Here is a 14,548-nt window from a genome sequence, read left to right as displayed (position 1 = left end):
CACGTCAAGCCACGCGCTCGATCCCAAGAGCCACAGCCTCGCCGCCACCCAAACAGAGCGCAGCGATCCCCCGTTGCCCACCGCGCTCGCGCAACGCATAGATCAAGGTCACGAGCAAACGAGCCCCGCTGGCCCCGATCGGGTGCCCAAGCGCAATCGCGCCACCGTTGACATTCACCCGGTCGGGGTCAAGACCGGCGACCCGAATATTCGCAATCACCTGGGCCGCAAACGCCTCGTTGATTTCAAAGAGATCGTAGTCATCAACGATCCGTCCGGCCCGCGCCATCACCTTCTCAAGCGCAAAAGGCGGTGCCGTAAAGACCTCGAGTGGAGGCACTGCCGCCTGCGCCATCTGGTCGAGACGCGCCAGTGGCGTCAAACCAAGCTGAGCCGCCCGTGTCGCCCCCATCACTACGACGGCCGCCGCTCCATCGGTAATGCCAGGCGCATTGCCAGCGGTCACACTTCCCTGTTCGGCAAAAGCCGGGCGCAACTTGCCCAATGACGCGAGATTCGTATCACGCCGTGGGTTCTCGTCATGCTCGATTGTCAGCGTCGTCCCCTTGGGGCCTGGCACCACCACGGGCGCAATCTCGGCGGCAAAACGACCAGCATCGCTTGCCGCAACCGCCCGCTCGTGTGACTGCAACGCAAACGTATCCTGCTGTGTGCGCGTCACCCGTTGCGTCCGCGCAATCCATTCAGCCGCAACCCCCATATGCTGATGCTCAAACGCACACCAGAGCCCATCATGCACCATCACATCAAGCAACTCGCCGTTGCCAAGACGATAGCCATGACGCGCACTGGGCAACGCATACGGTGCCCCGCTCATATGCTCCATCCCACCGGCCACAATCACCTCGGCTTCACCCGCACGGATCATAGCGGCGGCAAGCATCACCGCTTTCAGACTACTGCCACACACTTTGTTGATCGTCAAGCCCCCGACTGTATGCGGCAACCCACCCTTGATCGCCGCCTGACGAGCCGGGGCCTGGCCGAGCGCCGTACTCACCACATTGCCCATAATGCACTCGTCGACCAGAGCAGGGTCAATGCCCGCCCGACTCACAGCAGCACGAATCGCAGCAGCACCAAGATCGACCGCAGACACCCCTGCATACGCACCATTGAATCTCCCAATCGGTGTCCTTGCAGCCCCCACAATGACGACATCGTCCATATGCGCTCCTCAACCTTCACCACAGCTACGTTAAGAGACCATTATACTGGATACGCCCACCCCCCGCTGCCAGTGCGCCCCAAACCCCAGTGTTTGGTTCATTTTGGCGGCTTCGCCGCCAAAATGAACCAAACAAAATCAAGCATCTATGCTATAGTACAATGTTGTTATCAATCCATTGCTGGCAATGGCACATGAGACCAATGGTGCCAGCATGGCGTACGAGGAGGTAGCCATGTTCGTCGGGGAACGCATGAGTCATCCAGTCATTAGTGTAACACCTGAAACCACGATCCACGATGCGCTGCACTTGATGCGCACCGAACACATCCGCCGCGCACCGGTGATTCACCATGGACGCTTGGTTGGCATCGTTTCGATGAAGGATCTGCTCAATGCATCGCCATCACAGGCAACAACCTTGAGCGTGTGGGAACTCAACTATCTGTTGAGCAAATTGACGGTCGAGTCCTATATGAACCGGCATGTCCTGACCGTTACCGAAGATACGCCGATCGAAGAAGCGTCACGCATTATGGCCGATCAGCGCATCGGCGGCTTGCCGGTGGTGCGCAATAGTGATGTCGTCGGAATGATCACCGAGACCGATCTCTTCAAGATTCTGCTTGAACTGATGGGGGCCCGCGACGCAGGCGTACGCTGTGCAGTCCATATGGTGGATGAGCCCGGTCAACTCGCCAGGCTTACCCAGGCGCTTGCCAGCGCTGGTGGCAATATTCTTGCCCTCGGTACCTTCGCCGGTGATACCTCAGCAAATAGTACCGTTACCTTCAAGGTTCACGGCCTTACCCCAGATCAGGTGCGTGCGCTCATTACGCCCATCGTCGAGCAGGTCGTTGATATTCGCATCACCCACCCCTGAGCCATTAGAGCGGCTTCACCGCTCCATACCCCACCGCCGGAGGCGGCCTTTGCAATACCTCTTTCAGGATGCCAGCCTCGCTGGCATCCTGAAAGAGCACCCTACTCCCTCGCTCGCACCGCACGCCAGATCTTTTCGGAACGCAGCGGCATATCAAGATGGCGAATACCCAGGTGCGCAAGGGCGTCAATGACGGCGTTGGTGATCGCCGGGGTCGAACCAATGGTGGCGGCTTCGCCAATGCCTTTGACGCCTAGCGGGTTGAGCGGCGTCGGCGTTTCAGTTTTGTCCAGCGTAAAGGGCGGGAAGATGTCGGCCCGTGGAATGGCATAGTCCATCAGAGAACCGGTCAGCAATTGTCCGTTGGCATCATAGACAACCTCTTCCAGCAGCGCCTGGGCAATGCCCTGCGCTAAGCCGCCATGCACCTGGCCGGCCACAATGATCGGGCTGATGCGCGGGCCACAGTCGTCAACCGAGTAGTAGTTGCGCAGGTGAACGTTGCCGGTCGCCAGGTCAACTTCGACGACCGCCACATGGGCACCAAAGGGGTAGATTAATTCGGGTGGCCGAAAATAGTCGGTCGCCTCCAGGCCCGGATCAAGGTCGGGCGGGAGTTTATTGCTGTACGCTCGGTGGGCAAGGTCGGCCAGGGTCAAGCTATTGCTCGGGACACCTCGCTCTTGATAGCGCCCCTCGACCAGTTCAATCTCTTCGGGAGTCACTTCGAGCATATAGGCGGCCAAGCGCATCGCTTTGGCCCGAATGACCTCCGCCGCACGCATCAAGGCCCCGCCTCCAACGGCCAGCGAGCGCGAACCCATCGTGCCAATGCCCATCGGTGTTGTCGCCGTATCGCCGTGACGCACGACGATCTGCGCAAAATCGGCACCGATCTGGTCAGCCACAATCTGCGCAAAGGTCGTCCCGGTGCCCTGGCCGTGCGGCGAAATGCCGGTCGTCACCGTCACCGAGCCAGTCGGCTCAACTTTGATCTGCGCACTCTCGTAGGGGCCAAAGCCACACATTTCGACATAGCAGGCAAGACCAATGCCAAGGGCAACCGGATCATCTGCCTGGCGACGGGCCGCCTGTTCACGGCGCAATTCCTCGTAACACGCCAGTTCCAACGCTTTGCTGAGCGCCCGATCATACTCGCCGGTATCGTAGGTCAAACCAGTCGGGGTCTTGTAGGGAAAAGCGTCGGGCGGGATGAAGTTCCGCCGACGCACTGCTACCGGATCAAGCCCAAGTTCAACGGCAATGCAGTCCATCAATCGCTCGATATAATAGGCCGCCTCGGGCCGCCCCGCACCACGGTAGGCCGCAACCGGGGTGGTGTTGGTATAGACCGAGAGCGCTTCGAGATCCACGGCCGGAATCTTGTATACCCCAACGCCCATCGCCGTGGTAAGATCGGGCAGGCCTGGGGCCAGCGGGTAGGCACCCAGGTCAGCGATGATCTGCATGCGCAGCGCCGTCACCGTGCCATCCGCTTCAACCGCCGCCTCAAGCTCGGCCACCTGGCCGCGCCCGTGGGTCGTCGCCTGCATGTGCTCCATCCGCTCTTCCACCCAACGCACCGGGGCCTTGAGCCGCTGAGCCAACGCGGCACACAACACCTCCTCCGGGTAGAGGCCGATCTTGACCCCAAAGCCTCCACCAACATCAGGCGCAATCACGCGAATCTGGCTGGTATTCATGCGCAAGACTTTGGCCAGTTCACTCCGGATCTGATGCGGCGTCTGCGTGCTTGTATAGACGGTCAAGCCACCCGTCATGTGATCTGGCACCGCAACGACGGCCCGACCCTCAAGCGGAAAGCCGCACAGGCGTTGATTGACCATGCGCTGACGCACAAGGCGATGGGCATTGGCAAAGGCGGTAACAACGTCACCTCGCTGACGGCGACGACGATGATCAAGATTATCGGGTAATCCGGTAAAAATCATTGGCGCATCTGGCTCCAGCGCCCGCAATGGATCAGCAACGACCGGCAAGGGGTCATAGTCAACGACGACCGCATAGGCGGCATCAACCGCCTCGGCATATGACGCAGCAACAACCGCCGCGACCGCCTCACCAACATAACGCACGCGCTCGACGGCCAGGGTATAGCGCGTCCTCCCCGTATAACTCACCTCACCATGCTCACCTTCGCCCGAGGTCGCCAGAGGCAACGGCTGACATTGATCCAGCAGATCGCTGCCCGTCACAATCGTCACCACACCCGGCATTGCCAGCGCCTCGGCCAGGTCAAAGCCGAGCACCGACGCGTGAGCATAGGGGCTCCGTACCACTGCGACATAGAGCATCCCAGGAAGCTTGAGATCACCAACATAGGTACCGGCCCCCTGAATCAAGCGTGGATCTTCGTTCCGTTTAACCTCAGCACCCATCATGCGGGCGTATGCCATGGGATAAGCCTTTCAATAATGATGTCTTTCGTAATAACCGAATGGTATACTCAAGCCAAAAGCTCGGGCCTGCATTCCCCTTACGCCTGTCCCGACCAGAGTTCGAAGGTGGTCTCATGGACTGGTTCTTCAACTTCTATAGCTACACGATCCTGCTTGCAATTGGCATCCTGGCAAGCATTCTCGTCTACATTATCCGTCATCGTGAGATGATGCTCGCCCGGAGTCACCTCTGGATGATCATCCCGGCCCTGGGCTGGATGATCTTCTGGTTCTTTGAGTTGTGGGTACGCGATCTGGCGCTCAAAGCAATGATGAATCAGATCCGCTTCTCATTTGTTGCCTTTGTTACCTTCGGGCTGGTTGTCTTTGTGCTTGAGTACACCGGACGACATAACCTGGTTCGTCCAGCGGTGCTTGGGCCACTCGCCACGATTCCCCTCATTACGCTTGTTCTCACCTGGACCAATCCATTCCACCAGTTACTCTGGCAAGAGTATCCCGTGACAACCGTTGGCATGTGGCTTATCCCTCTACGGGTCTATGGTGACTGGTTCGGTGTCCACATGCTCTATAGCTATCTGCTGCTTGCAGCCGTCTATCTCATTTTAACCCACGCAATGCTGACCTATCAAAATGCCTACCGTGGGCAGGGATGGCTCTTGATGCTCGCCGTCCTCGTACTCCATATCACTGATCTCTTCACGTTTATCCATCCCTTTACCCAATTTCAGGTCACCATGGTTCCGTTTGGGTATGTCTTTGCCGGTGCGATCCTGGCCTGGACATTGTCACAGTACCATCGTTTTACGCTGACACCTGTGGCCCAAGAGACGCTGATCCAGCGGCTCCCCGACGGCGTGCTTGTGCTTGATCGCACCTCTCAACTGGTGCAGGCAAACCCTTCAGCCCTCCGCATTCTAGGCAAACCGCTTAACGAGATGATCGGGGCATCACTCGACGTCATCCTGCCCTCCCTCAAGCTCAATGTGACCCTGGATGCTGAGCATGACTTTGATAATATCGAATTGATCCACGAGGTTGAAGGCCAGAAACGGCATTACGACGTTCAGATTACCAACCTCGCGCACCAGAATGATCCGTTTAACGGGCTGATCCTCGTCTTGCGTGATATTACCGAGCGACGCCAGGCTGAACGTACCCTGCGCAAATTTCAACGAGCCGTCGAACAGAGTCCTGCTTCGGTCGTGATTACCGATACGAGCGGGGCTATCGAGTATGTCAATCCCAAGTTTACCCGTGTCACCGGCTATACCTTTGAAGAAGCCCGGGGTCAGAGTCCCCGGATTTTGAAAACTCCGTACACCCCCACTGCGACCCATGTCGATCTCTGGCAAACGCTGCTGGCCGGACGCGCATGGGAGGGCGAATTTTGCAATCACCGCAAGGATGGCTCGGTCTACTGGGAATCGGCCTCCATTTCACCGATCTTTGACAGCCAAAGCAACATCAGCAATTTTGTTGCCGTCAAGCTCGAGATCACCGAGCGAAAACAGGCCGAAGATGCGCTTAGAGAGGCGCGGGACGCCGCCGAAACGGCGAATCGCGCCAAGAGTCTGCTGCTCGCCAATATGAGTCACGAGCTACGCACGCCACTGAACGCAATTCTCGGCTTTACCAATCTGTTGCAGCGAGCCCCCAATCTCAGCCCCGACCAGCAACACGATCTGGCGATTGTCCATCGGAGCGGCGAGCACCTGTTGGCTTTGATCAACGATGTGCTCGATCTGTCGAAGATCGAAGCAGGGCGGATGCAGATCCATCAGAGTGAGGTACATCTCGCGCATATGCTCAAGGAACTGCACGATATGTTTGCCCTACGCGCACGGCAGAAAGGGCTTCACTTCGCCTTTGAGTATAGCGCAGACCTCCCGGAAATGGTGCGGCTTGACGAAATCAAGCTCCGCCAGATCTTGATCAACCTGCTCTCGAATGCGATCAAGTTTACGCAGCACGGCTCGGTCACGCTCCAGATCCACAGCAATCCGTTCACGTCAGCGGCACCACAAGGAATGCTGCGCAGGCTTCATGAAAGCAGCGAAGAGGCATGCTGCATACTCACCTTCGCCATCGAAGACACTGGACCAGGGCTAAGCCCGGCGGAACTCACCAGCATCTTTGCACCTTTTGTGCAAGCCGAAGCTGGGCACAAGGCCAAAGAGGGTTCAGGACTGGGACTTGCCATCAGCCGACATTATGCCCAATTGATGGGTGGTGACCTTACCGTGACCAGTACGGTTGGGCAGGGGGCCATCTTTACCTGTTCAATCACCGCTGAGCAGTGCAGTGAGCTTGCGGCAGCAAAGCGACCAGCCAGCCAGCGCGTCATCGGCCTGGCCCCGGGGCAACCAGCGTATCGCCTGCTCGTCGTTGATGACCAGAACAGCAGCCGACGTCTGCTCGTACGGATGCTGGCCCCCCTTGGCTTTCAGGTGAGTGAAGCCGAGAGCGGCTACGCTGCCTTACGCATCTGGCAGGCATGGAACCCCCATGTCATCTTCCTCACGATGAACTTGCCAGACATTGATGGTTTCGCGATCACACGCCAGATCAAGACCTTTCCAGGAACCAACACCACCATCGTCGGGTTCACAAGCAGCATCAGCGAAGAGGATCAACACGCTCTTCTAGCTGCTGGCTGCGACGAGGTGATCAAGATTCCATTGCACGAGCATACGATCTTGAGGCTGCTCCAAAAACATACAGGCGTACAATATCAGACCATCAAGACCGAGCCAGGCATGACCCCACTGGGCAACCGAGCGATCTGGTTCGATCATACCCTGCTTGCACCCACGCAAATGATCCCACCAGCGCTGTTGCATCAGCTACGCGACGCCATCGTGATGGGCGACCTGAGCGCGATCAATGCACTCGCCACGCAGATCAAACCCTTCGAAGCTTCGGTTGCCCAGCAGATCGAAGCGATGGCCTATGAATTCGCCTATGACGACATGATCACCTTGCTTGACGCGCTCGAGCAAACAACGTGAAGAGACCTCTGCGTAGCAGCGGCCAAGCTGCTGCTACGCAGAGGAGTACATGAAGATCATCTACCCTCCCCAGCCCTTGCTGATCAACACCTCTTCGCCGGGTTTGCGTTGGGGAATACGGTAGAGCCAGCGTACAATCTGGTCAGCGGCGATGAACATAATGATGAGCGCCTGGATAATGCGGATCACATCAATAGAAATCCCGGCGCGCACCTGCATCAACCGTGCCCCGGTGAGCAAAGCCCCCCAGAGCAACCCGGAAAAGAGAATGCCAATCGGATTCGAGCGCGCCAGCAGCGCCACAGCAATCGCATCAAAGCCGACGCCCGAAATAAAATCGGTGCTCACGGCATAACGCACACCCATCACCTCACCGGCCCCCGCCAGACCAGCCAGGCTGCCCGAGAGCACCATGGCAAGGACAATCGTTTTGGGAACACTGATGCCGGCATACTTCGCCGCATTCGGATTGGTGCCCGAGGTGCGCAACTCAAAGCCAATCGTGGTGCGATTCAAGAACCAGGCCACCACAAAGACAAGAATGATCGCCATCAGAATGCCAGCATGCAACGCCGTCGTCTCGCCGAGGCGGATATTGGGCAGACGCATCGACTCGGCAATAAACGGGGTACGCGAACTGCTGGTATCAAGCGGATCGCCAAGTAACAGCGGCTGACGGCTCCGGATCAGCCAGTCGGTAAGCCGCAGAGCGATATAGTTGAGCATGATCGTATTGATCACCTCGTGCGCCCCTGTCCGCGCCTTGAGAATACCGGCAATCGCCGCCCACGCAGCCCCACCCACAGCACCTGCCACAATGCCCATCGGAATATGGAAAATCGGTGGCAACTGGAGTGTTGTTCCAATCACCACGGCACACATCGCCCCGGCATAGAGTTGGCCTTCAGCGCCGATATTGAAGAGACCCGACTTGAAGGCAAGTGCCACGGCCAGACCACAGATAATATAAGGGGTACTGCGGATTACCGTATTCGCCAGCGCCCGTGGCGAGCCAAACGCACCTTGCCAGAGCCCGATATACGCAGCGAGCCAATCGCCCCCGGTCATACCGATAATCACCGCCCCGACGATCAAGGCCGTAATCACAGCCAGAATTGGCACAAACAACGGCGAATAGCGTGCCCAGAAAGCACGGAAACCCGCCGGTTGCGCAGGTTCAGGAGTACGTCCCTCAACGGCCATGCGAAACTCCGCTCATCTACTGTTGCAAGACCATCGCCTCTGTGAGGCTCACCCCGGCCATCAAGAGGCCCAGTTGCTCACGGGAGAGATCACCATTGTTGACAATCGCGACGACCCGCCCGTGATACATCACCGCGATGCGATCCGAGAGCGCCAGGATCTCATCAAGTTCAGCTGATACCACCAGCACGGCCACGCCCTCATCACGTTTATGCACAATCTGATTGTGAATAAACTCAATTGAGCCAACGTCAATGCCACGGGTCGGCTGAGCCGCAATCAAGAGCTTCAGGGGATGCGAGAATTCGCGCGCCACAATGAATTTCTGCTGATTGCCGCCACTCAACGAACTCGCCGAAACATGCACCCCTGGGGTACGTACATCAAAGCGCGTCACCAGGTCTTGCGCGTGCTTGGTCACCTCCTGCTCATTGCGGACAATGCCACGGGCAAACGGCTCACGATAGTAATATTCGAGCACCCCATTATCCGTCAAAGGATAACTGGCAATAATACCATCACGCTGCCGATCCTCGGGAATATGGGCCACCCCAAGTTCACTGACCGTCCGCGAACTTGCCAGTGTGACATCCTGACCGGCAATGCGAATCGACCCGGCAACAGCCGAACGCAACCCATTCACGGCCTGCACCAACTCGGTCTGCCCATTGCCCTGCACCCCGGCAATGCCAAGGATCTCGCCAGCATGAACCTCAAAGCTCACATCATTGACCGCCATCAACTGACGGTCATCGCGTACCTGCAAGTTCCGTACCTCAAGTACCGGAGCCCCGGGACGCGCAGCTTCTTTGTCAACCCGCAACAACACAGTGCGCCCAACCATCAACGAAGCAAGACTCGCCTCAGTCGCCTCGGCGGGCGTCGTCTCACCAACAACCCGTCCACCTCGCAACACCATAATGCGATCGGCAACCTCAAGCACTTCACGCAATTTATGGGTAATAAAGATCAGCGATTTGCCTTGCGCCGTCAGGGTACGCATCACGCGCACCAGATCATCGGCCTCTTGCGGCGTCAGCACCGCCGTTGGTTCATCGAGAATCAAAATATCGGCGTTCCGATACAGCGCCTTGATAATCTCGACGCGCTGCTGGGCACCAACATCAAGATCAGCAATCAGCGCCTCCGGCTCAACAGGCAAGCCATACTGTTGCGAAATTTCACGAATGCGCTGCCCGGCCTGGCGTCGATCAAGCAGACCGCGGCGCATGACCTCATTCCCAAGAATAACATTCTCGGTCACCGTCATCACCGGCACGAGCTGAAAGTGCTGATGCACCATGCCAATGCCACGCTCAATCGACTCGTGAGGACTATTCACACGTAACGGGGCACCATTGACAAAAATCTCACCCTCATCTTGACTATAAAGGCCATAGAGGATATTCATCAGGGTGGATTTGCCTGCGCCATTTTCGCCAAGCAGCGCAAGTACCTCGCCATGCAAGAGCTTGAGCGAGACATTATCATTCGCAACCACACCAGGAAAACGCTTGGTAATCCCGCGCGCCTCCAGTACCACCGGGCGATCCTGGCCATTCTGGGTCACAGCGCACCTCTTGGGGGGGCAAAAGCCATGTAGTTTTCGTATTGTAACATAAATCACTGTATCTCTATCGGTACGCCCCTTGCGCAGAGCAGGTGCTTACGGCTACAATAGGGGCGGTGCATATGCCATCCCTCCGTGCAATGCTGTGCGGGAAGGGAAGAGACCGTACGGCCACCGGAGGCCGCGCCTAGGATCATAACGCCCATGGCCGAGCTACGGCAAAACATTGCAACCCGCGAATGGGTCATTATTGCCAGCGAGCGGGCACGCCGTCCCAATGCCTACGCCGAAGCAAGCAATCGCGTCCGCACCCACGAGCGCCACGAACACGACCCGGCATGCCCTTTCTGTGTCGGCAATGAAGAACTGGATCTTGAGGTCTGCCGCGACCCCGAGGATGGCCCGTGGACAACGCGTGTTGTACGCAATAAGTATCCCGCCCTGGCCCACGACGGCTCGCTCGCCAGGGTGTTCAATGGCGTGGAACGCCGCATTACGGGCATTGGCTATCACGAGGTTCTGGTTGAGCATCGCCTGCATAATGCGACGCTCGCGTTGATGACCGACGAAGAAGTGCGCGATGTGTTGCTGATGTATCGCCGCCGGGGGCAGCAAATTGCCAGCGATACGCGCATCGAACAGATCGTCTTTTTCAAAAACCACGGCGAACGAGCCGGGGCTTCATTACCCCATACCCACAGCCAGATTATCGGCCTCCCCATTGTGCCTGGCAATATCCGCCACCGCATCGAAGAAGCCCGTCGCTTCTTTGATGATACCGGCCAGTGCGTCTTTTGTACGATGCTCCATGATGAATTGACTAGTGGCGAACGCATTGTTGCGATCAATGATCATTATGTCGCCTTTGTGCTCTATGCTTCGTCTTCACCCTTCCATATCTGGATCCTGCCTCGCTATCATCGTGCGAGCTTTCTCAACGCCTCCGACGAAGAGATGATGCATCTTGCACCACTCATCCGTGATGTGCTCTTCCGCCTCTATAGCCATCTGAATGATCCCGACTACAACATGATCATTCGCACAACGCCAACCAAAGAGCCAGAAAATGGCTACTTTCACTGGTATATTGCCATCATCCCCCGCCTCAGTCGCAGTGCCGGCTTCGAACTAGGCAGCGGGGTCTGGATCAATCCTGCCCTCCCTGAACAGTGCGCCGCCTTCCTCCGCGAAGAACCGCAACCATAACCCCGTTCCTTGCGAAAAAGCCAGCGTTGCTGGCTTTTTCGCAAGGAACGGGGTTATAGGACGGCAACAGGGTACGACGAAAAGTCTTGCACGCACGCCAGACAGACAGCTTCCCGGAAGCTTTCACGCGTTTGACAGTACCTCCATACCTGTGGTATCCTTAACTCCGTTCGATAGAACAATATCTAAGGATTGAAAATACCCTTATGGCTCCCAGATCAGTGCTCGTACTCCTTATTAGCGGTCTTGTACTCCTCCTTATCGGGTGGAGCAAACGCGTTTAGGGGGTTGAGCCTGCGGGCCTGGTAGAGTGAGCGAGACTAAACCTCCTGGATGCGACCAGGGGGTTTTTTAATGTCACCAGTCTATCGTCGCACTGCCTTGCAGCAGGTCGTACATAGACGCAACGTCAGGAGGAACGGCTCATGTCCGAACAAATGACCGGTGCCCAGATCATGTGTGAGGCACTCATCCGCGAGGGGGTCGAGGTGATGTTTGGCATCCCTGGTGGGGCCATCATGCCATTCTATTTTGCGATGTGGGAGTATCGTGATCGGTTGCGCCACGTGCTCTGTCGGCACGAACAGGGCGCAGGCCACGCCGCCGAAGGGTATGCACGTTCGACCGGGCGTATCGGTGTCTGTATCGGTACCAGTGGCCCCGGGGTGACGAATCTGGTCACACCAATCGCCGATGCGATGATGGATAGTACACCGCTGCTGGCGATCTGTGGGCAGGTTGGGAGCCACGTGCTGGGCAAGGATGCCTTCCAGGAGACCGATATCACTGGCATTACGATGCCTATTACCAAGCACAATTATCTGGTCAAGGATGCGAATGAACTGCCCTATGTCTTCAAAGAGGCCATCCATATTGCTACCACTGGTCGCCCCGGCCCGGTCTTGATTGATATTACCAAGGATGCGATGCAAAAGAGTATCGTGCCCAACTGGGATGTCAAGCTCAATTTGCCCGGCTACAAGCCTACCTATCAGCCCAATCGTAAACAGATCCGCGAAGCGCTCAAGCTGCTCCTCCAGGCCAAAAAACCTTTGATTATCGCCGGTAATGGCGTGATTATGTCGGGGGCCGCCGATGAACTGCGCCACTTCGCCGAGAAGTTGCGCATTCCGGTGATTACGACGCTCCACGGCATTGGCTCGTTCCCTGAAGAACATCCCCTCAGCATTGGCATGCCTGGGATGCACGGGTGGGTGCATGTCAATCGGGCCATCCAGACCTGCGATGTGCTCTTTAATATCGGTGGGCGCTTTGATGACCGCGTGACCGGCAAGGCCAGTACCTTTGCGCCCAATGCCAAAGTGATTCACGTTGATATCGATCCCTCCGAAATTGGCAAGAATGTCAAGGTGACGGTGCCCATCGTCGGTGATGCCCGCGCAACCTTGCTCGCCCTGCTTGAAGAGATGCCCGCCCGCGAAGAACTGGCTGACCTGCATAGCGCGGCCTCGGATTGGATGGAACATATCCGCGAGATGCAAGACAAACATCAGGGCAAGCAGCAGTATGTCAATCGCGCCGATACCCTCCATATGACCCTGCCCCCGCATGATGTCTACCAGAAAATCAATCAGACGCTTGCCCTGCGCGGTAACTATCGCGTGGTGACCGATGTTGGTCAACATCAGATGTGGGCGGCCCAGTTGATGGATTGGAACGCCGGGCCACGCACCCATATCACCTCGGGTGGGGCCGCAACCATGGGCTTCTCGGTGCCCGCCTCGCTGGGCGTCGCGATTGCCCATCCCGATGAGACGATCTGGGTAATCTGTGGCGATGGTGGCTTCCAGATGACCAATCAAGAGATGGCGACGATTCATCAGGAAGGGATCAAGAATATCAAGGTAGCCATCATTAACAATGGCTACCTTGGGATGGTTCGTCAGTGGCAAGAGCTCTTCGAGAATAAGCGCTATAGTGGGACGCCCCTCAGTGGCCCCGATTTCGCAAAACTCGCCGAGGCCTATCACTGGAAGGGCATCACCGTTGAGCATAGCGATCAGGTGCAGGCCGCCATTGATGAAGCCTATGCGACTGATGGCCCGGTCTTGATCGATTTCCGCGTCGAACGCGAAGTCAATGTCTTCCCGATGGTGCCGCAAAATGCCTCCATCGGCGATATGATCACCGTCGACCCACAGGCATCATAATGATCGCCCAGGATGCGCACAAGGCCTGAGGTCTCGTGCGCATGACTTGGCGAGTGGGGCCGTTGCTCCCACACGCCCTGTTCGCCAGCACAACAGCGTAGGGCCACAGGCCCACAAATAGAGGTAGAGGGCACGATGAAAAAACATACCATTGTCGCGCTTGTCCAGGATCGCCCCGGTGTGCTCACACGTGTGGCCGGGCTGATCCGCCGTCGCGGCTATAATATCGAGAGTCTCGCCGTCGGTCATAGCGAACAGCCCGAGATCAGCCGCCTCACGCTCGTTATCGAGTCCGATCACGTCGAGCAGGTGGTGAAACAACTCTATCGCTTGATCGAGGTGATCAAGGTTAGTGACGTCACTGACGATCCCATCGTTGAACGTGAGATGGTGGTGCTCAAATTGCACGCTCCGTCGTCGGTTCGCCACGAGATCGTTTCAATGTCTGGCGTCTTCGAGGCCAAAATCGTCGATGTTGGGGCCAGTACGATGATTGTTGAGATGACCGGTACGCCGAGCAAGGTCGAGAATTTTATCGAAGTGGTGCGTGGCTATGGCATTAAAGAGATGATGCGCACCGGGCGCATCGCAATGGTACGCGGCGCACGCGGGCATAACGCCAGCGAGTATGTCGAGAATACCAATGGCAGCGGGGTGGTGCCAACCCTCAATTGAGGCGTCAGACAACGGCGGTTGAAGTTTTGGCTTCAACCGCCGTCTTTGGGTAAGGGCGCAGCGCGCTGCGCCCTTACCCAAAGACGGCGATCCATCAGAAAAAGATGGACGGAGTGCTCGTAGCAACACGGGTCTTCAGGGCGCTAGCCCTGCATATCTAAGACGTACAGGGCAAGCCGCCCTGTACCAGAAGCCTGGCAGACCTCGTCTGCCTCTTATG

General features: G+C 57.3%; 9 protein-coding genes. 5 read left to right on the top strand and 4 right to left on the bottom strand.

Annotation, left to right across the window (positions count from 1 at the left end; genetic code table 11):
- Positions 1 to 4 precede the first annotated feature (4 nt).
- Entirely contained in the window at positions 5 to 1,189 is a 1,185-nt protein-coding gene (locus EYB53_RS07020) for an acetyl-CoA C-acetyltransferase (RefSeq protein WP_135477497.1), read from the bottom strand.
- A 214-nt stretch (positions 1,190 to 1,403) separates the two neighbouring features.
- Here EYB53_RS07020 and EYB53_RS07015 point away from each other — a divergent pair, with 214 nt between their 5' ends.
- A complete protein-coding gene (locus tag EYB53_RS07015) occupies positions 1,404 to 2,072 on the top strand; it encodes a CBS and ACT domain-containing protein (RefSeq protein ID WP_254150945.1) in 669 nt (222 codons plus the stop codon).
- A gap of 101 nt (positions 2,073 to 2,173) precedes the next feature.
- On the opposite strand, the gene EYB53_RS07010 is transcribed toward EYB53_RS07015, so the two are convergent.
- On the bottom strand, positions 2,174 to 4,489 hold the full coding sequence (locus tag EYB53_RS07010; RefSeq protein WP_135477496.1) for a xanthine dehydrogenase family protein molybdopterin-binding subunit: 2,316 nt from the start codon (positions 4,487 to 4,489) through the stop codon (positions 2,174 to 2,176).
- A 116-nt stretch (positions 4,490 to 4,605) separates the two neighbouring features.
- Here EYB53_RS07010 and EYB53_RS07005 point away from each other — a divergent pair, with 116 nt between their 5' ends.
- Entirely contained in the window at positions 4,606 to 7,503 is a 2,898-nt protein-coding gene (locus tag EYB53_RS07005) for a histidine kinase N-terminal 7TM domain-containing protein (RefSeq protein ID WP_167857295.1), read from the top strand.
- 60 nt (positions 7,504 to 7,563) lie between these two features.
- Here the strand turns inward: EYB53_RS07005 and EYB53_RS07000 are convergent, their stop codons facing one another.
- Both EYB53_RS07000 and EYB53_RS06995 read right to left on the bottom strand, forming a co-directional pair.
- Entirely contained in the window at positions 7,564 to 8,706 is a 1,143-nt protein-coding gene (locus EYB53_RS07000; RefSeq protein WP_135477494.1) for an ABC transporter permease, read from the bottom strand.
- 16 nt (positions 8,707 to 8,722) lie between these two features.
- A complete protein-coding gene (locus EYB53_RS06995; protein WP_135477493.1) occupies positions 8,723 to 10,276 on the bottom strand; it encodes an ABC transporter ATP-binding protein in 1,554 nt (517 codons plus the stop codon).
- 204 nt (positions 10,277 to 10,480) lie between these two features.
- On the opposite strand from EYB53_RS06995, the gene EYB53_RS06990 reads away from it, so the two are divergent.
- From EYB53_RS06990 to ilvN, 3 genes are all read left to right on the top strand, one after another.
- Positions 10,481 to 11,482 carry a galactose-1-phosphate uridylyltransferase gene (locus EYB53_RS06990; RefSeq protein ID WP_135477492.1) on the top strand — a complete coding sequence of 334 codons (1,002 nt, stop codon included), beginning with the start codon at positions 10,481 to 10,483 and terminating at the stop codon, positions 11,480 to 11,482.
- A 425-nt stretch (positions 11,483 to 11,907) separates the two neighbouring features.
- Positions 11,908 to 13,653 carry a biosynthetic-type acetolactate synthase large subunit gene (gene ilvB, locus EYB53_RS06985; protein WP_135477491.1) on the top strand — a complete coding sequence of 582 codons (1,746 nt, stop codon included), beginning with the start codon at positions 11,908 to 11,910 and terminating at the stop codon, positions 13,651 to 13,653.
- A 135-nt stretch (positions 13,654 to 13,788) separates the two neighbouring features.
- Positions 13,789 to 14,328, top strand: a complete 540-nt coding sequence (ilvN, locus tag EYB53_RS06980) for an acetolactate synthase small subunit (RefSeq protein ID WP_135477490.1) — start codon at positions 13,789 to 13,791, stop codon at positions 14,326 to 14,328.
- Positions 14,329 to 14,548: the final 220 nt, after the last annotated feature.

The sequence above is a fragment of the Candidatus Chloroploca mongolica genome (assembly GCF_004762035.2).
Classification (GTDB): domain Bacteria; phylum Chloroflexota; class Chloroflexia; order Chloroflexales; family Chloroflexaceae; genus Chloroploca; species Chloroploca mongolica.
This window is presented reverse-complemented; position numbering and strand designations above follow the sequence as displayed.